This is a genomic window from Mongoliibacter ruber (genome assembly GCF_003003005.1).
Classification (GTDB): Bacteria; Bacteroidota; Bacteroidia; order Cytophagales; family Cyclobacteriaceae; genus Mongoliibacter; species Mongoliibacter ruber.
Genome location: NZ_PVTR01000009.1, coordinates 205,620 through 225,489, shown reverse-complemented (window position 1 = coordinate 225,489; position 19,870 = coordinate 205,620). Strand labels below are relative to the sequence as shown.

The 19,870-nt window shown below is 39.7% G+C and carries 15 protein-coding genes; 8 read left to right on the top strand and 7 right to left on the bottom strand.

The genetic code is table 11. From position 1 onward, the window contains the following. The first annotated feature begins 94 nt into the window (after positions 1-94). From bshC to CLW00_RS15850, 4 genes are all read left to right on the top strand, one after another. Positions 95-1,657 carry a bacillithiol biosynthesis cysteine-adding enzyme BshC gene (gene bshC, locus CLW00_RS15865; RefSeq protein WP_106134676.1) on the top strand — a complete coding sequence of 521 codons (1,563 nt, stop codon included), beginning with the start codon at positions 95-97 and terminating at the stop codon, positions 1,655-1,657. 1 nt (position 1,658) lies between these two features. Then, entirely contained in the window at positions 1,659-2,225 is a 567-nt protein-coding gene (locus tag CLW00_RS15860) for a 5-formyltetrahydrofolate cyclo-ligase (protein ID WP_106134675.1), read from the top strand. Positions 2,226-2,419: 194 nt separating this feature from the next. Continuing rightward, a complete protein-coding gene (gene tnpA / locus CLW00_RS15855) occupies positions 2,420-2,881 on the top strand; it encodes an IS200/IS605 family transposase (protein WP_106134674.1) in 462 nt (153 codons plus the stop codon). A 747-nt stretch (positions 2,882-3,628) separates the two neighbouring features. Continuing rightward, the gene (locus CLW00_RS15850) at positions 3,629-4,105 is read left to right on the top strand and encodes a hypothetical protein (RefSeq protein ID WP_106134673.1); all 477 of its coding nucleotides are present in this window, start codon (positions 3,629-3,631) and stop codon (positions 4,103-4,105) included. Positions 4,106-4,249: 144 nt separating this feature from the next. Here CLW00_RS15850 and CLW00_RS21550 read toward each other — a convergent pair whose 3' ends face one another. After that, entirely contained in the window at positions 4,250-4,477 is a 228-nt protein-coding gene (locus CLW00_RS21550; RefSeq protein ID WP_106134672.1) for a hypothetical protein, read from the bottom strand. Positions 4,478-4,887: 410 nt separating this feature from the next. On the opposite strand from CLW00_RS21550, the gene CLW00_RS15840 reads away from it, so the two are divergent. Genes CLW00_RS15840 through CLW00_RS15830 form a run of 3 tightly spaced genes read left to right on the top strand, consistent with a single transcriptional unit; the run spans position 4,888 to position 10,780 of the window. Then, positions 4,888-8,118, top strand: coding sequence for a SusC/RagA family TonB-linked outer membrane protein (locus CLW00_RS15840; protein WP_106134671.1), 3,231 nt, complete (start codon positions 4,888-4,890; stop codon positions 8,116-8,118). An 18-nt stretch (positions 8,119-8,136) separates the two neighbouring features. Continuing rightward, positions 8,137-9,783, top strand: a complete 1,647-nt coding sequence (locus tag CLW00_RS15835) for a SusD/RagB family nutrient-binding outer membrane lipoprotein (RefSeq protein WP_342747913.1) — start codon at positions 8,137-8,139, stop codon at positions 9,781-9,783. Positions 9,784-9,802: 19 nt separating this feature from the next. Next, positions 9,803-10,780, top strand: a complete 978-nt coding sequence (locus CLW00_RS15830; protein WP_106134669.1) for a hypothetical protein — start codon at positions 9,803-9,805, stop codon at positions 10,778-10,780. A gap of 1,285 nt (positions 10,781-12,065) precedes the next feature. Here the strand turns inward: CLW00_RS15830 and argJ are convergent. From argJ to argB, 4 genes are read right to left on the bottom strand one after another with little or no spacing between them, the layout of a single operon-like run. After that, positions 12,066-13,280, bottom strand: coding sequence for a bifunctional glutamate N-acetyltransferase/amino-acid acetyltransferase ArgJ (gene argJ, locus CLW00_RS15825; RefSeq protein ID WP_106134690.1), 1,215 nt, complete (start codon positions 13,278-13,280; stop codon positions 12,066-12,068). 10 nt (positions 13,281-13,290) lie between these two features. Continuing rightward, positions 13,291-14,334: an N-acetyl-gamma-glutamyl-phosphate reductase gene (gene argC / locus CLW00_RS15820; protein ID WP_106134668.1), complete on the bottom strand. Its 1,044-nt coding sequence runs from the start codon at positions 14,332-14,334 to the stop codon at positions 13,291-13,293. Next, positions 14,331-15,527, bottom strand: coding sequence for an aspartate aminotransferase family protein (locus CLW00_RS15815; RefSeq protein WP_106134667.1), 1,197 nt, complete (start codon positions 15,525-15,527; stop codon positions 14,331-14,333). The genes argC and CLW00_RS15815 overlap by 4 nt, the downstream gene beginning before the upstream one ends. Before the next feature lie 3 nt (positions 15,528-15,530). Next, the gene (gene argB / locus CLW00_RS15810) at positions 15,531-16,358 is read right to left on the bottom strand and encodes an acetylglutamate kinase (RefSeq protein WP_106134666.1); all 828 of its coding nucleotides are present in this window, start codon (positions 16,356-16,358) and stop codon (positions 15,531-15,533) included. A gap of 307 nt (positions 16,359-16,665) precedes the next feature. On the opposite strand from argB, the gene CLW00_RS15805 reads away from it, so the two are divergent. Then, complete coding sequence (locus CLW00_RS15805; RefSeq protein ID WP_106134665.1) at positions 16,666-17,214, top strand: hypothetical protein; 549 nt, start codon at positions 16,666-16,668, stop codon at positions 17,212-17,214. A 315-nt stretch (positions 17,215-17,529) separates the two neighbouring features. On the opposite strand, the gene CLW00_RS15800 is transcribed toward CLW00_RS15805, so the two are convergent. Both CLW00_RS15800 and CLW00_RS15795 read right to left on the bottom strand, forming a co-directional pair. After that, positions 17,530-18,138, bottom strand: coding sequence for a hypothetical protein (locus CLW00_RS15800; protein WP_106134664.1), 609 nt, complete (start codon positions 18,136-18,138; stop codon positions 17,530-17,532). A gap of 176 nt (positions 18,139-18,314) precedes the next feature. Further along, positions 18,315-19,859, bottom strand: a complete 1,545-nt coding sequence (locus tag CLW00_RS15795) for a RagB/SusD family nutrient uptake outer membrane protein (protein WP_170073232.1) — start codon at positions 19,857-19,859, stop codon at positions 18,315-18,317. Positions 19,860-19,870 lie beyond the last annotated feature (11 nt).

Genomic DNA, 19,870 nt, shown 5'->3' with positions numbered 1-19,870 from the left:
ATTCTTGTAATTAGAGAAATATTACGAACTTTATCATTTGTTGAGTAGTTGAAAACCTTTGTACCTTCAAAACAAACATTGAACCCTAGAATCCATGAACAAAAGCACTGTTGAACCCGCGTGTACCGGGCAGTTTTCCTCACTTTTTTTGGATTATCTTGGAAAAAAACCTGAACTCAGGCATTTTTATAATCAATTCCCAGAATTGGATAATTTTGAAACTTTGATCAAACAAAGAAATTTCCCGAAAGAACACAGGGAGATTTTGGCAGCATCTTTAAAGCAACAGTATTCCAAACTTGAGGTGTCAGAGCCTACAGTTTCACAAATTGAGAAGTTGACTTCTCCAAATACATTTACAGTGACTACCGGTCATCAATTAAACCTTTTCACTGGGCCCCTATATTTTATTTATAAGATAGTTTCTACGATTAATCTTGCACAAAGACTCAATGAGACTTATCCTGATTCTCACTTTGTACCAGTTTACTGGATGGCTACAGAAGACCATGATTTTGAGGAAATCAATTACTTCAAATTGGACGGGAAAAAATACCAATGGCAAAGTGCTCAAAAAGGGCCTGTTGGGGATTTTATGCTAGATGACAGTTTTATGGAATTTTTCAAAGACCTGACCCATTTTGTGCCTGACTTCTTTAAAGATGCTTACCAAAAATCAAATACACTTGCTGAGGCAGTAAGGAAGTATGTACATACACTTTTCGGAGAAAAAGGCTTACTGATTGTGGATGGGCACTCCCCTGAATTGAAAGCACTTTTCAAACCTGTTATTTTGGATGACCTGACGGCTCATAAGGCAAACGAGCTTTGTAATCAGCAAACCCACAAGCTGGAAGAGATGGGGTATAAAAGCCAGATTTTCCCAAGAGAGATCAACTTCTTTTATATGAAAGAAGGACTTAGAGAGAGAGTGGAAAAAATTGGGTCTATATATAAGGTGTTGGAAACTGACATCTTCTTTACTGAAAACGAACTCAGGGAGCAAATTGAGAAGCATCCTGAGCACTTCAGCCCAAATGTAGTGTTGAGGCCGCTATATCAAGAAATGATTTTGCCTAACATTGCGTATTTGGGTGGACCTGCGGAAGTGGCCTATTGGCTCCAATTGAAAACAGTTTTTGATCATTATCAGGTCCCTTTACCTGCCATCATGCCAAGAAATTTTGCCTTGGTGCTGAATGTATATGCACAGCGAAAAATAGCAAAGCTTGAACTTTCGGAAAAGGAGCTTTTTGAAGATGTACTCTCATGGAAGAAAAGGTTTGTAAAAGACAATGCTCAAACTGACATCAGCCTGAGTGAGGAAAAGGAATCGTTATCAAAGATTTTTGCAAATTCTGCCAAAAAAGTGAGACATCTCGAAAAGAGCCTTAGTGATGCTTTTGAAGCGGCAGAAGTGAGAGCGCAAAAAATCCTTGATCAAATGGCTACTAAAGTGAGAAAGGCAGAGGAAAAAAAGCTGTCTGATTCGATCCGTCAGAGAGAGGAACTACAAGCTTATATGTATCCCGGAGGTTCGCCACAGGAAAGGGTAGAGAACTTCATGAAATTCTATCTTGAGGATGGAGAATTTGTGGAGGAATTGTTTCAACTATTCGACCCATTGGATTTTGATTTTATGTTAATTAGAAAGTGAAATGGACAAAGGTCAGTTGAGAAAGGAGTATAAAGAAAAAAGAAAACAGCTTTCAATTGAGGAATCTGGTAGGATGTCTCAATTGATTGCCGGTCATGTTATGGATTTTTTGAAAAGCCACGCAGAATGGAAGCATGTTCATCTTTTTTTGCCTATCAAAAAAAACAGGGAAGTAGATACTTTTCCGGTGCTGGATTTTTTGCAGACCAATCAATACCGGGTGTACACCTCTTCCATCGATGCGGTTAGTGGTGAGATGGTCACTGTTGATATTTCGGAAGAAAAAGAGTTTGTGGAAAATGCTTGGGGTATCCCTGAGGCTAGCATACAAAAAGGAGTTTCTTCAGATGCCATTCAGCTTGTTCTGGTACCTCTATTAGTCGTAGATAAGTATGGACATAGACTTGGATATGGCAAAGGTCATTATGATAAGTTTTTTGAAAGTCTTTCACAGCCTGTTTTTAAATTAGGATTGAGTTTTTTTGCACCTGTAGACAGGATTGGTGAGGAGTTGCATGATGTGGCATTGGATGCATGCGTTTTTCCTGAAGGGGTATTGAAGTTTTAATTTTGGATCCATGCTTCTAATGTGTGGGTATGTGCCATGGGCACATCCTATTGGTAGCAAAGAAGACGTAGGAGGTCTAGTTGCGTCCTGCCTGCCGCAGGCAAGTAGGGACGGCCTAAATTATCCGATTAAGTTGGTTGAATAAGGATAGTAATATCAATCCAGTTGTATAATTTAATAGAAAATTCTGTGTCATGGCAAATTCATTTACACAAGTACATGTTCAATCAATTTTTGCAGTAAAGTATAGATATGCAGTGATAAGTAGTGAATGGGAGGAAGAGCTTTATAAATACATAACAGGGATCATTCAGAATAGAGGACACAAAATGCTTGCGATAAATGGAATGCCAGATCATATACATATTTTTTTTGGGTTACGAATGGACCAATCTATTTCCAATCTTGTTCAGGAAGTGAAAATTGGATCAATGAACTGGATAAACAAATCAGGGTTTTGTAGATCAAAATTTTATTGGCAAAATGGGTATAGTGCCTTTTCATATAGCAAATCTCATGTCGAAAGCGTTATTCGTTACATTCAGAATCAAAAACAACATCATAAAAAGGAAAATTTCTTGGAAGAGTATAGAAATATTTTGTTAGACTTTGAAATTCCATTTGAAGAAAAATATCTTTTTAGGTCTTTAGAATGAGGAAACGGGTAAGCCCAACTGGCTTGTGATCCCCATTGGGAGGCAGGTCCTACCGACAGGCAATCCTTACAGGATTGATAACCTATCAATTTAAGGTTTGTGTCTACCATTAGGCAATCCCGCTGGGATTGATAACTCTCAATTCAGGGTTTGTCGTGGCTACCAAGGTAATCCCTCTGGGATTGGTAGCCTTCTATTTAAGGGTTTTAGCTGTCTATAGGAAATCCATCTGGGATTGGTGGTTGGGTTTTTTGGAACGGGTTAAATTATACGCTTCATGTGCCATAGGCACATCCTGTCGGTAGCATAAAAGACGTATGAGATCCAATTCCGTCCTGCCTGCCTGCCGCAGGCAAGTAGGGACGGCCTGTTGATTTAGACTTTACAAACAGGCAAGCCCTACAGGCTTGATGACCCTTCATATACGGTTTGTTGCAACCGACAGGCAATCCCTCTGGGATTGAAAATCCATCATTGTACGGTCTGTTACTACCGATTGGTAATCCCGCTGGGATTGATAACTCTAAATTCAGGGTCTGTCGTGGCTACCAAGGTAGTCCCTCTGGGATTGATCGCTCATCATATTGCAGATTGTAACAAAGCCCTGAGTTCTTTAATCAATTAAGCACTTACACAATTACACCCATACGCACTCACATATTTTTCATCATTGAAAATCCATCTAATTCCTGTATTTTGGCATGATTTTGAAAGATGAAACCCTGATTCTTATAAATAAACTAAACTATGAAAAAACTACTCTTTTTATTCTCCATTATCTTTTGCTTGGCTTTGGGCAATGAATCATACGCCCAATATACCACAGGCGTAGGTCTAAGGGCTGGTGTATCCAATGGACTTACAGTAAAGCACTTTATTTCGCAAGACGCAGCACTTGAGGGAATTCTTCATACAAGGTGGGGAGGCTTTGTTATCACTGGACTTTATGAGGTACACAAAGACATTTCAGATGTGAAGGGTTTGATGTGGTTTTTTGGTGGAGGAGCCCACGTAGGTACTTGGAACGCGAGAAGAAGCAATAGGCCCTGGGGAGATAACCGTGTAGCGACTACTGTTGTCGGGTTAGACGGGATAATTGGTTTGGATTATGTCTTTGACAATGCTCCAATTAACCTCTCTTTAGACTGGAAGCCTGTTATCAACTTTGGAGGATCGGGTTTTTGGGGTGATGAAGTAGCCCTTTCTATCCGATACGCTTTCTAAGAAACAGAACAATAAAGTGTGCAAGGTCATGTTTTCAGAAACATGACCTTTTCTTTTTGTAAAAAGTACACTATAAAAAACTCATAATTTTCAAAAACAAAATATTATTCGGATTTGTGGGGAGTGCCAAATATTATTCTAAGGCTATATGATGTTGCATTGAATACCCTTGCCTTTCAAATAATTAACTTTTTCGCACTCTGAATTGCCAAAACCCACCCTATTTTTAAGATAGAAGTCAATTTTGCTTCCCCTCTTAATGGAATTGAAACCAATTTTCAAATCTTTTAATTTTTTTTCGAACTCATTTGGAACAAATTCTCCCACCTTTTCATCTGTTTGATCAAAATATATATAAAATTCAAAATACATGCGTATTTATTATAAAATATGTAATAAAATACGTTTAAAATTTTCTTGTATTGAAAGAAATACAAAATGTATTAAAAATAAAAAATTACACGCTCTTTTTGTTACCAAATAAAATTTTGTATACATCTACATAAGCTGCTATTTCCTAAATATTTGAAGTAGCTTATGACGTATTGCCAAATAATCACTTTTAAGCACCGCTTAGATGGTTTTTATGCCATTTGAATGAGGAATCCCCTGAAAATATAACAATGGTAAGATGGAATTAAAAAATATATATGAATAGCCTGTTAAAATTGGTTAAAAGTTTAATATTTCATGAAAATATAGAGTAGTCGAAGAATCTTGCGCCTATTTTGAAAAGTGCAATAAATAATTTTTCTTTACGCATCAACTAAACTAAATACCTTATGAGAAAAGCTTTACTCTTTGTTATTGCGCTTTTCACCATGGCACTCACGCTAGAGGTGTCGGCGCAACAACGGGTAATTACCGGAACGGTAATTTCCGATGAAGACGGACTGGGCTTGCCAGGCGCATCCGTTCTCGTTAAGGGTACAACCGTAGGTACTACCACCGATTTGGATGGTAATTACTCTATTAATGTACCTGACGGATCCAACGTTCTGATTTACTCTTTTGTGGGATTAAAATCCCAAGAAGAGGCAATCGGCAACAGATCCGTAATCAATGTAACCCTCACTATGGACGCTTCACAACTTTCAGAAGTTGTTGTAACTGCGATCGGTATTGAGAAAGACAAAAAAGCCCTAGGCTATGCAGTATCTACTGTGGGTGATGAACTCATCCAAAACAGACCGGAAGCTGACGTTTCAAGGGTATTACAAGGCAAAGTAGCCGGTGTAAACATTACCGCTACGAACGGTCTATCTGGTTCTGGTACCAACATCATTATCAGGGGTTACTCCTCTGCTACTGGTTCTAACCAGCCTCTATTCGTAGTAGATGGTGTTCCTTTTAGTTCTGGAACCAATACAGGTAGATCAGATGGTTCTTCTGGATTTTCCCAAGGTGCTGCAGCCACTTCATCTCGTTTCTTGGATATAGATCCTAACAACATTGAAAATGTCTCTGTGTTGAAAGGTCTTTCTGCTACTGTATTATATGGTGACCAAGGTAGAAACGGTGTGGTTTTGATCACAACCAAATCTGGTGCAAGCAAAAGAAGACAAGCTGAAGTAACTGTTAACCAATCAGTATTTGGTAACCAAGCTGCTTCTCTTCCTACTTTTGGACAGATTTATGGTAATGGTTTCCAGCAGCAGCCAGGTTTCTTCTTCTCTAACTTCGGTCCAAGAATGGATCAAGGTCTGCAAATTGGACATCCTATTTCTTCCTCAGGCGTTGCTTCAATCAGAAATGCATTCCCTGAATTCTTTGAAGCTGATGGAACTACTCCGATCAGATATGATTACCGTGCTTATGAAGATGTAGCTTCTGCTTTCTTCAGAACAGGTATTGTTTCCAACACTTCAATCCAAATCGCCGGATCTTCTGAAAGAACTTCTTATTCAGCTTCTTTCGGTTATACAGATGACGAAGGTTTTACTCCAGGTAACAACTTGAACAAGTACAACTTCGGATTGGGTATCAAGTCTTCAGTAACTGATAAATTGACAGTGAATTCATCATTCACTTTCGCTATCACTGACTTGGTTTCTCCTCCAGTTAACGCAGCTTTTGGTTCTGGACCTAGTGGTGGTATTCCTTCTGTGTTTGCGAACACCTTATATACACCACGTTCTGTCGATTTGAGAAATCTTCCATTTGAAAACCCAGTAGATAGGTCTAATGTGTATTTCAGAGGTAATAATGACCAAGTGAACCCTTACTGGTTGGCACAGAATTTCGTAGATGCTTCAACAGTAAACAGGTTCTTCAACTCTACCTCATTGAATTATGACATCAATGATAACTTCTCTGTTACTTACAGATTTGGTTTGGATACTTATTCTGAAAACAGACAATCTAGATACAACCGTGGTGGTGGTGGAGGTGTAAGCACCTTGATCAACACAGGTTATTTCAGGTCTATAGATGTAAACAATACAATTTGGAACCAAGATTTGATCATCAACTGGAGAAAAGATCTTTCTGAAAAAATCTCTATGTCTGCTTTGATCGGTGGTAACTCAAGATATGACAATTACGAGCAGGATGGTATAGCTTCAACTGGTCAATTGGCCTTTGATCTATTCAGACATTCTAACTTCCTTCAGGCATCAGCAAGAGATCCGTTGTCTAACTCACCTTTGAACTTCACACAAGAAGAAAGAAGAATGGGGGTTTATGCCAACATCACTTTTGATTATGATGACTATCTTTTCTTAAACTTGTCTGCAAGAAATGACTGGACTTCAACAGTAGAGCCGGAAAATAGAAGAATCCTATATCCAGGAGCTTCAGTTTCTTTCCTTCCTACTGATGCATTCAACTGGAATTCTTCTACGCTAAATGACTTGAAATTGAGATTGGGTTACGGTACTTCTGCCGGTTTCCCAAGCCCATATTCTACAAGAAACGTTTTGCAACAAAATGCAAGAGCATTCCAAAGCCCAGCTGGGTCACTTTTCCAAACGCAAACACTTAGTAACGAACTTGGTAATGCCAATTTGAAGCCTGAGTTGCATGAGGAAATTGAATTCGGTATCGAAGCTGGAATGTTCAATAACAAGTTAAGATTCGACCTTTCCTTGTATCAGAAAAACACCAGAGACTTGATCACATTTGCTCCGATTGATCCAGCTACAGGTTTTACGCGTTCTGCGATCAACATCGGTAGGATCAGAAACAGAGGTATTGAATTACAAGCAACAGCTAATCCTGTAACTACTGCTTCTGGTTTCAACTGGGAGTCTATTGTAAACTTTACACTTTACAGAACTGTAACCATGGAATTGGGTGAAGGTCTTGATGAGATTGTAGTAGCTGGTTTTACCAACTTGGGTAACTTCGCTATACCTGGAAGACCATTCAACATCATCAAAGGTTCTGGTTTTGCAAGAGATGAGCAGACAGGTCAGCCAATTGTATTGCCAAATGGTGATTACCAAACTGCAGGTGAATTGGTAGAATTAGGTGATCCTAACCCAGCTTGGACTGGATCATGGATCAACACTTTCCGTTACAAAGGCTTCTTTGCCAATGTGATGATGGAGTACAGACATAAAGGTGCTATCTTCTCAAACACAGTGACTGCAACTCTTGCAAGAGGTGTAACAAAAGATCCTGTAGTAGACAGAGAGTACACTTTTATCCTTCCAGGTGTTAAGCAAGATGGAACGCCTAATGATATTCAAGTAACGGCTTCTAACTATTTCTTCAACCAATACCACACAGGTGCTGACGAATCAAACGTATTTGATGGATCTGCAATTAGGTTGAGAGAACTTTCTTTCGGTTATGATTTGCCTACTTCAATTTTGGCTAGAACTCCTTTCAAAAGAGCTTCTGTAGCATTGAGTGGAACAAACCTTTGGTTCTTGGCGCTTAACTTCCCTCCTAACATGAACTTTGATCCAGATGTATTGGGTCTTGGTGTAGGTAATGGATTAGGCTTTGATTTCGTAACAGGACCTAGCTCTAGAAGATTTGGTGGTACAGTAACCCTTACTTTCTAATCCCCAAAAATGAAGATTATGAAAAAAATATATAGCTTACTTATCGCACTCAGTATGGTGTTGGTAAGTTCATGCGACTTGGATTTACAGCAAGATCCAAACAACGTATCTCCTGACACTGCCAGTTTAAACTTGGTGTTGAACAGGATTCAGATTGATTTTGCTACTTTCTTCAATCAGACTGGAGACACTGGTATGCGTTTGAGCAGAATGTTGAATCAAGGTTCTAACATTTATCAGCAAACACACTTACCTGTGGCAATGGATGCAAGATGGACCAATGCTTATGCAAACATCTTGAACAATGTGCAGTTTCTAGAGCCTTTGGCGCAAGAAGCGAATTTCAGAAGACACTTGGGTATGGCTAGAGTTATCAAAGCCTACACTTTGATGACTTTGGTGGATTATTTCGGTGATGTGCCTTGGAACGAAGCATTAAAACCTCTTGAAACACTAAATCCTAACTATACAGATGGTGCAGAGGTTTATGCAGTAGCTCTGGCTACATTGCAACAAGCTAGAGAAGATTTTGCAGCTACTACTATAGGTGCGCCACAGGATCTTTATTACAATGGTACTTGGGCCAACTGGGTAAAGTTGATCAATGCATTGGAATTGAAATACCATTTGAACAGAAAGTTGGTTGATCCTTCAGGCTCTGCATCTGCTATCAATGCTTTAGTTGCAGCAAATAACTTTATAGAGCCAGGACAAGAATTTGTATTCAGATTTGGTACAAACTTAACTGATCCAGATGCTCGTCACCCAAGATTTGCTGGTCAGTACACTCCAGGTGGAGGCGGTGATTACCAATCTACTTGGTTTATGTGGAGAATGACTGAAGAAAAATCAGTTACTGATCCAAGAGCTAGATTCTATTTCTACAGACAAAGAACTACTAATCCAACTGATCCAGATCAATTGAGATGTTTAGGTGAAATTGCACCAGGACATTACTTGGCTGGAGGATGGCCTTTCTGTCTTCCAGGAACAAGAGGATATTGGGGTAGAGATCACTTGAATGCTGAAGGTATTCCGCCGGATGGTTTGGGTAGAACTGCTTGGGGTGTATATCCAGCAGGTGGAAGATTTGATGACAATGCAGGTGCTCCTGTTAGTCCGACTGCTGGTGCAGGTGGACAAGGAATTCACCCAATCATGTTGCCTTCTTATGTTGATTTCATGATAGCTGAAGCTATTCACACCATGGATGGTGTGTCAGGTGATGCAAAGGCATTTGTAGAGTCTGGTATCTTGAAGTCAATGAACTATGTTAGGGCTTTTGCTGTAAGTACGAGCCAAGCAGGTGCTGTGAACACTTTCCAAAATCAAGCTGCTTTCAATGAGCAAGTTACGGCTTATATTTCAGTAGTAGGTAGAGATTGGGACTCAGCAAATGCTGACAACAGACTAGATATCATCGGTAGAGAATACTGGTTGGCTTTGTATGGTAACGGAAATGAGGCATACAACCTTTACAGAAGAACAGGTAAGCCTGATAACATGCAGCCTGGATTGTTGGAAAACTTCGGTGATTTCCCTAGAACCATGTTCTATCCTCAAAATCATGTTGTGACTAACAACAATGCTAGGCAAAGAGATGAAGCTAGAAGAGAGCGCGTATTCTGGGATACCAATCCTGAAGGTAACGGTTGGGTATATTAATCTCTAAATGACAGAAATAATGAAAATAAGAAAAATAAGTCTTGGTTTATTTGTGGTGCTCTTGGCATTTGTTTCCTCCTGTAGGGATTTTGTAGACCCCAATATTCCTTACTCAGAATTTGATACCGGTCTGTACTTACGTACTATAAGGGCAGCATCTACAAACAGTTTGTCTTTAAATTTCTTTGATCTTCAGAATTCAAGGTTTAATGTAACTGTTGAGGCTGTTGATGAAAAAGAAGGTACAAGTGTTTCATCTGTAGAAGTTAGAATCAGACATAGAAGGTTGATTCCTGGGGTAGGTTTAGAGTATACTCCAGCACAATCAGGAGGTCAAAGACAAGAAGTAACTGTTGCAACCATTTCTGGTTCTGAGTTCACTCAAAGTCCTGATAACAGATTCAAAAGAACTGTGATAGATGTCTCTGCAGCTGCGATGATTCAAGCTGTGGGCTTAACCGCAGATCAGATTGAAGGTGGTGATGTATTTGAGGTTCGCCTTTATGCAACAGATGATCAAGGTAGGGTTTTTGGTCCTGACAATAGATCTTCCGATGTGGCGGGTGGATTCTTCTACGATTCTCCATTCTTGTATAACGTGGCTATAGTTTGTCCAAGTGACTTGGCTGGAACTTACCGTTATGAATCTACAGAAATGCAGTCAGCTTTCGGATCATGTGCAGGTACTATCACAGGTGAAGTTTCTTTAACTGTGGCAGACAGCAACAATCCTCAAATCTATGTAGTTTCTGATGCCACTTTCGGTTTCTGGGGTTGCTATGGTGACACCTGGGGAAGTGGTAATGTCAGGCTGAATGATTCTTGTGGAATCCTTAGCTTCTCAGGAGCTGATAAATATGGAGATGGTTATACCATTGAAGTACTTAGCAACACTGGTTCTGAGCTACGTTTTATCTGGGTTAATAACTCTAATGAAACAGGTACTGTTACTTTGTTCGCTAACGAAGGAAGGCCATGGCCAGATACTTTAAGGTAAAAATTGATTTTATTGTATAATTTAAAAAGCCAGTCTAGCAATAGACTGGCTTTTTTTGTTTAGCAGGATTTTTTTCATCAAGCAACAGTTTCCATCGCATTTATGCGGTGGATAAGGGATGACCCTACAAAACCTAGGCTTCAGCCGAAATGCTATTTCGACTAAAGTCACTATGTCTTCGGTTTATGGCTTTGACCACTATCTGAAGATTTGGAAATTCTGGAGGTGGTTTTGGGTTTGAGTTTGGTACTTCCATTTGGGAGATGCCGCCGTTCGTGTCTTCACGAATGGCTAAAAATAGCTCCTTCAATCTACCCTATATTAATCCACGATCCGCTAAGCTCCCAATTTCCATCGCATTTATGCGGTGGATAAGAGATGACCCGACAATGACCAGGCTTCAGCCGAAATGCTATTTCGACTAAAGTCGATGAGTCCTTGGTTTGCAGCTATGGCCACTATCTGAAGATAGTGGAAATTTTGGGTCAAACCTTAAATCTAGATTGTCTTTACCATTCAGGGCTACCTCCAATTTCCATCGCATTTATGCGGTGGTTAAGGAATGACCCGACAATGACCAGGCTTTAGCCGAAAGGATTTTTCGACTAAAGTCGGGGGGGAGGGTCTAGGTTTAAGATGAAACCACTACTTAAAAGTAGTGGAAATTCTGTGGAGGTGGATTGTGGTTTTGGGTTTTGGTCCACGATTAAGGGTGATTTCAATTTCCATCGCATTTATGCGGTGGATAAGGGATGACCCGACAATGAATAGGCTTCAGCCGAAATGCTATTTCGACTAAAGTCACAATATCTTCGGTTTATGGCTTTGACCACTATCTGAAGATTTGGAAATTCTGGAGGTGGTTTTGGGTTTGAGTTTGGTACTTCCATTTGGGAGATGCCTCCGTTCGTGACTTCACGAATGGCTAAAAATAGCTCCTTCAATCTATCCTATATTAGTCCACGATCCGCTAAGCTCCCAATTTCCATCTCATTTATGCGGTGGTTAAGGGATGACCCTACAATGAATAGGCTTCAGCCGAAATGCTAATTCGACTAAAGTCGGGGAGTTCTTTGTTTGCAGCTATGGCCACTATCTGAAGCTAGTGGAAATTTTGGGTCAAACCTTAAATCTAGATTGTCTTTACCATTCAGGGTCACCTCCTATTTCCATCGCATTTATGCGGTGTTTAACAAAAAAACCTTTGGGGTCTTCAAGACCCCAAAGGTTATATACTTGCTGTAGATTTCTATGTTGGATTAAACCATCCTGCTGGACTTGTCCATTAAGTAGTATATACCGAATTGAACATCACATAATCGGTGGTCAGGTCCGTGCCCCATCCTATGCCTGTTTCGTGTCCGGTATTCAATTCAAGATGAACCCTTATTTGAGAGTCACGCAATAACTTTTTAACAAAGTTTTTGTCAAAATCCACAGGCTGCCCTTTTTCTAAAACTGGTACCAATTTGTCCTTGTCACCAACGAACAAGTTGACTTTGCTATAATTGAAATTTACGCCTGCGTTTCCACATGCCGCAATTATTCTTCCCCAATTGGGATCTCTTCCAAACATGGCAGTTTTCACCAAAGTAGAATCAGAGATGGCTCTCACAAGTTTTCTGGCAACTTCTTCTGAACGGGCTTTCGAAACCTTATATTCTATAAATTTGGAAGCACCTTCACCGTCAGAGACGATTAACTTGGCCAAATGAGTAAGGATTTCTTGAAGTTTTTCCCTGAACAGGATATATCCGGGCTCAGTTTCTTTTGTGATTTTTTTGTTTTCTGCCAGGCCATTGGCCATTATCGCTACCATATCATTGGTGGATGTATCTCCATCCACGGTAATCAAATTGAAAGTCCTGTCTACGCAATGTCTTAATGCCTTATCCAATAGCTTTTCATCAATGGAAATGTCGGTGACAATAAAACTTAACATGGTAGCCATGTTTGGGTGAATCATACCGGAACCTTTTGCAACCCCACCCATGTGAATGGTAGCTCCTTCATGTTCGAATTCTACAAAGCCTTCTTTGGCAAAAGTATCAGTGGTGAGGATGGCATTGGCTACAAAAGAGCCTGCTTTTGTGTTATCGGATAATTTTGGGATGTTTTCCTCAATACCCCTTATTACATCTTCGGTAGGGAATGGCTCCCCTATCAAACCTGTAGAGGCTACGATGACGTCTTCTTCAGGAATGTTAAGTAGCCTCGCGGTAGTTTTGACCATTGCTTCAGCTCCAAGTCTGCCCTGTTCTCCTGTACAGGCATTTGCGTTGCCTGCATTACAGACGATCACCTGGGCCCTGTTGTTGATTTTGATATTCCTTTCACTGATCTCTACCGGTTCAGCACGAACTTTATTTTGGGTAAAAACTGCTGCTGCTGCTGCTGGAACTTCAGAATATATGATAGCCAAATCACGTCTCATTGACTTCACTCCTGTATGGGCACCCCAACATTTTATTCCTTTTACACTGGATATATTCTTAATCATACTCATGATTTTAAGGTCTTAATGGTATTTGATTTAATCCTGATTGCTCATCTAATCCTAGCATCAGATTCATATTGTGAACTGCTTCGGAGGCAGCACCCTTGAGAAGGTTATCTATCGCTGCTATGCTGATGATACGCTTTGTCCTTGAATCCCAAAATGGGAAAATATCGCAGTAATGACTGCCTCTGACATCCTTGATAGAAGGTGCCGTTTCCCTTATTCTTATAAAGTGTTTGTCTTTGTAGAATTCTTCATAGATGCTCTTGAGTTTAGCTGAATCCATAGCTACTTTTGGTTTACTATAAGAAGTTACCAAAATTCCCCTATCTGCTGGGATCAAATGGGGAGTAAACTGAACCGTGGCAGTGGTGCCGGACAATGCCGACAGCTGTTCTTCAATCTCGACTGTATGTCTGTGTATGCCGATTCCATAAGCCTTGAAGTTGTCGTTGACATTGGAAAAATGCGTAGTAGCACTTGCTTTGATTCCAGCGCCTGTCAATCCTGATTTTGCGTCGATAATCAAAGAATCAGGATCAACCAGATTTGCTGCAAATAGTGGAGCTACAGAAAGGATAGACGCTGTAGGGTAGCAGCCGGGATTGGCTATCAATGAGCTGTTCTTAACTTTTTCTCCCATAAGTTCTGGAAGTCCATAGATGGCCTTTTCAAAACCATCGGTATAACTATGGTCCATGTTATACCAGCTTTTGTACACTTCAGGAGTACTTAACCTGAAGTCACCGGATAGATCTATTATTTTTGTTTTTTTGTCCTTCCACCTTTTCACAAACTCCATGGATACGCCATGAGGAAGCGCTAGAAAAATCACATCCAAATCAGCATTATCTATCACAGAGGCACTTTCCAGCTCTTTATCTACAATTTTCAAAAACTGTGGATGTAAAGTTGAAAAGGGTTTACCTGTATGGCTCTCGGAAGTAATATGCATGATCTCCACATGGGGATGCCCCGCAAGGAGACGGGTTAATTCAGATCCCGTAAATCCAGATGCGCCGACAATAGCTACTTTATATTTTGATCCTTTCATTTCTGTTCGATTTCAATTTTTTTGATTTCTTCTTTCAGTACCTCGATAAACTTTTCCAGATCTTCCATCGGAATATTTAAGGGGGGAACCAACCTCAATACATTTATTGCGGTTGCATTTGCGATAAAACCAGCTTTTAAGAGGCGTTGTACCAGATCGGCTGCGGGAATATGCAGTTCTACACCTAGCATCAAACCTTCTCCTCTTACCTCTTTGATAAGGCTACTTTCTAGCATCATTGCATTCAATTGGTCTTTGAGCCAATTTCCTTTTGTTTTGGCGGCAGAAAGCAAGCCTTCTTCCACGATCACTTGTAATGTGGCCAGTGAAGCTGCAGTTGCTAGAGGATTTCCCCCGAATGTTGTCCCGTGATCTCCAAATTGTATGGCAGAAGCGATTTTTTCATTACATAAAAAAGCGCCTATAGGCATGCCTCCGCCTAGCCCTTTGGCCAAAGTCATAATATCTGGTTGGATTCCATAGATATCTTTGGCGAACCATTTTCCCGTCCGTGCGATTCCGGATTGGATTTCGTCGAAAATCAAAACGATATCATGTTTCTCACAAAGGTCTTTAACCTCTTGGAGGTAAGATTGATCAGCCGGTCGAATACCTCCTTCTCCTTGGATAGGTTCCAAAATAATCGCAGCAATATCTTCGGAAAGCTCACTTTTTAGTGCTTCGATGTCATTTAAAGGGACTTGTACAAACCCATGTGGGATGGGGCCGAAGCCTTCTTGGTATTTGGGTTGTCCGGTAGCTATGGTAGCAAGGGTTCTTCCATGAAAAGAATTGTGCATGGAAATAATTTTACCGCCTCTGTCTTTACTATGTGAGTAGCGACGGGCGATTTTGATTGCTCCTTCCACTGATTCGGCACCGCTGTTTGTGAAAAACACCCTATCTAAGCCGGAGATGTTTACCAGCAATTCTGATAATGCCACTTGTGGTGGACTGACGAAAAAATTTGAAATGTGGATCAGGTCTTTAGCTTGTTCTTGTATGGCCTTGACCACCTTTGGATGACAATGCCCGACGTTGTTGACTGCAATGCCTGCTAAAAGGTCTACATATTCCTTGTTTTCAATATCCCAAAGCCTAGAACCCAATCCTTTGATAAAGGTTATCGGGATTCGCTTGAATGTAGGAAGGTAAAATTGTTGGTCTTTGATATGTAAATCTATGTTCTGCATGATTCAATGTGTTAAGGTTGTCCCGGCAATGCTGCCATTTTTGAAATAATCTTGCAATTGCGATGGTTTGGTGCCGTTTAGGATAAGTACATTTTTTACTCCTGATCTAAGTGCTTTTTCGCAGGATTGGATTTTGGGGATCATACCTCCTTGTATCGTTTTCCCATACATTTCGGTCAGATCTGTTAGTTTAATGCTTTTGATGATGGATTCAGGGTCAGGAAAATTACTATAAAGTCCGTCCACGTCTGTAAGAGAAATGTAGTAATCAGCTTGGATAGCTGCTGCCATAGCGCCGGCAAAATCGTCTGCATTGACATTCATACTATTTCCATTCTTGTCCGCTGCCACGCAAGCGATAATTGGTACAAACCCTGCGGAGATTAAGTGTTCCACCAAATTGGGCTGAATAGTTTCTATTTCACCTACTCTTCCTAAATCTGCAGTTTCATTTTGACCATCTTCCAAAATGCCTAAATGAAGTAATTTTTGCTTTACCCTTACCATTTTAGCATCAAGTCCAGAGATTCCTACTGTTTGAGTGCCGGCATGAGAAAACGCCCTTGTCAGATTGGCATTAACTTCTCCAATCAGTGTTTTTTGGATTTCAACCATGGCTTCAGGACTTGTTTTTCTCTGGCCTTGAATAAATTCAGAAGAAATGCCTGCTTCAGATAAAGCCTGATTGATAAACGGTCCTCCTCCATGTACCACACACACTTGGTGTCCTTGCTGTACAAGTTGGAAGATTACTTCTGCGATTTGATTTTGAAGAGAAGCGTTGATCATTGCATTCCCACCATATTTGATGAGAAGCTTTGAGGGTTTCATACGCGATTGTTTTTTTGTTTTTTATTGAAATTTACTTTCTGTTTTTCAGAATTTAATTTCGAAAAATTTAAATTTATAATATTTCTTATAATCTTATCAAATACCATTCCATGGCGGGCAAATAAAGTTGTTAATTTACTGCAAGTGTGTAATTCCTTTAAATGGTCTAATCTAGTATAAGAATATCCATAAAAATTTAAATCAAGAGAGATAGATTGTTAATTTGGCAGTCATATTGACCAATGAAATATGACACAGTTTTTTGGATTGATCTTGATAAATAAGTTTTATTCAAAATGAGCACAACATGACATCAATGGAGCTTGGAATCGGAAGCCAAATACGGCATCCTAAATTTGGAAAAGGGGTAGTGGTCGAAGCAGATGCTTCTTACTACAAAATTTACTTCAACTTCACAGCTGAGGTAAAAACCATAGCAAGGGATTTCCCTAATTTTGAATTGATCGAGAAAAAAGAGGCAGAATATATGCCAATCACGCTTTCTGATATAGAGAAGGCTGTCGAGAATGTTGTACGTAAAACCCAGCCAAAAGAGGAGATCACCAAAATCAGTATGGCGCAAAAATGGATAAATGGCACCTTGACATTCAATCCCTTCAACCCTGACTTGAGTAATAAGGAAATACCGATCAAGACATTTTTCCATAAAATTGTCATGCTTAGAGAAAGGTTGCGGGTTTTGGAACAGAACATCAATAATCACGCTAAGCTAGATGATGAAGACCGAATTCATCTGCAGCAGTATATTACAAGGATTTACGGTTCTTTGACTACTTTCAATGTGCTTTTTGTTGACAAAGCAGATCATTTTAAGGGTGCAGGGAAGGAGGATTGATTGGGGATTTTTAGTGGAAAAAGAGGGTTTCTTTCCCTTTGACTTCTGGGTTTCTAATCCTGTTTGATTGAGTCTGTAAATAAGTCAGATGCTATCAAGTTACTTTCACTCAAAACAATTAATCATAGTACAAAAATCAGAAGCTGTTTTAAAAGTAAGTATTAAAACTTAGGGCATTTATTAACTCAAAAATGGGCTGATTTACAATAAATCGGCCCATTTTGTTCTGGTTCAATTAGTATTGTTGGCTATCTTTTTTGTTAGCTATTCCGGTAATTTTGTTTCGGGATTTATTCCCTGTATATATTTTGTTTTTCAAGGTCTAGCCAGTTTAGCTACCAACCTTTGTTTTTCAAGTCTTTTGACTAGTTTTCTCGTCAAGTGATTATGAATTACATCATACCCACTAAGTACCGTACCATTAACTTTGAAATTCCCCATCCAGACAATTTGTAAGGTGTCTTTGTCTAGCAAGAAGCAATTGTAACTGGCATTTTCAGATACTTGCATATTTCCATTGACTAAGCGGACGTTCTGCCAAAAAGCCCTTTGATCTACTACAAGAATGCCTCGCGAGTTGTCATTATGTAATTTTTCCATATACTCTTCGAAACTTACATCTGACTGTACTTCAAAAAAATCTTCCATGAAATTCATGGGTGTTGGTTTGAAGTTTCTTTTCATACTTCTTTGAAACTGTTCTCGAAATTGAGTTGAGGCAAGTTTATTGAAGTTTGGTTTTATAGATTCATTAAAGAAATCTTCGGTCATGGCTGTATAATCAATTTCTCCACTTGAAGTGACCACCAACAAAGATGTGTAGAATCTTGGCTCTTCAACAACACGATTTTCTGTTACTCTGACCGATGCACAGGATGTGGCTATGCTTAATACTAAGATGAATGAAAAGAATTTTTTTATCATAATTTACTTTACTAATTAATTATCAAAAGGTTTAGTTAGTGTAGAAGTTTCAAGGAAGGTATTAGGATAGATTGGGATGACTGATTAGGCCATGTTTTTTGGATCCGATAGGTAAAAAAAAGCCTGCTAAAATCAAATGATCTTAACAGGCTTATTAGTTTATTCTGGAATAATTATCAATATCCAGGATTCTGCGGAAGTGGAGAGCTATTATTTGTTAAGATTTCCACCAAAGGAATTGGCCAAATAAACAAATGACTTGAATAAGGCATCTCATAATCCGTAGGGATTTCTCGATCAGTTGTATAAAAGTCAATGTTGTTAATAGACCTAGATGTTGCTTTTAATGGCACCCCCGGCATGATTCCAGCTCCTGCCAGTCTGTGGATATTAGGGAATCTTCTTCCTTCTGCAAGGAATTCGATTCTGGTTTCATTCAAAATTGCAGTTAGCAATTCACTAGGTGAAGCAAAGTCCGCTAAAGAATAAGAAGGAACAGTTTCCGGTAAAGCCCTGTCTCTCACTGAATTCAATAAAGTCAATCCTGCTGCTAAGTCCGGAGAAGATTTTCTGGCGTTAGCCTCGGCAGCTGCCAAGACTACTTCAGAGAATCGTATGATTACAGTAGGATCAGAGAAAGTTACATTATCAGTATACTTGTAAGTAAACATACCCAATGGACCTTGACTCACCATTCCATCAGCCTCACCGGCTATTGATCTCCTGGTGTCTTCTGGATGCCAAAAATCAGATCTCCAAATCAAAGGGCTAATTTTAACCAAACCTCTTGCACCATTTTCAGGGTTTCCATACATGTTAGGAAGAGCTCCGTTTACACCTGCATTGGATGCTTGGGTATTTTCAAAAGAGAAGATATTGTCAGAGCTTGTGCCACCTCTAAATGGAGTTAATGGGTTTGCTGTTACTTCAAAGCTACCAGCTAGTTTGTTGTATTCCGCCAAAACACCATCAAAATCTTCCATGTGAAGTTTAACTCTAGCTTTCAAGGCAATTGCAGCCGCTTTTCTAGCTCTAAATGCATTTCCAGCTTCAGGAAGTAAATCTTCCGACTCGTTCAAATCAGCAAGCAATTGTTGATAAACAGACTGTACAGTTCCTCTACCTACTTGTTCTCCTGGTTCCACTTTCGCCACATCGTTGATCGCAAATGTTCTATATGGAATTCCTAGTGTAGATGGATCATCAGCATAAGGTCTCGAGAAATAGACAACCAATTCATGATGAGCCAAAGCCCTTAAAAACAATGCTTCACCTCTATATCTGTCTCTTAAGGCGGGAGTCAAAACACCATTGTCTAAAGCAGGGTCAAGGTTTTCAAGTACGATATTGGCTCTGTTGATCATTCTATAAAGGGATATCCACTGGCCATTATTATTTGCTGTGTTTGGATTGTACTGATGTGTATAAGTGACTTCATAGAATAACTGGTCATTATACATGTCCTCACCTCTCATGTCCCCTTGTTGGGTTGATGCAGCGCCAAATGGATAACCTCTTTGGACAGAACCTAGGTAAAAGCCTCTTTGCGCAGCTTCATAAATACCCAAAACAGCTGCATTGATTCTACTTGCATCAGCAAACGCCTCATTATCAGGTATAATGTTTGCAGGCTGTAAATCCGTCACGTCGCATGATGTTACTCCTAACATTACAAGCGCAAACAGAACAAGTTTAATATTTATTGAAATTAACTTTTTCATTTTCTTAAATT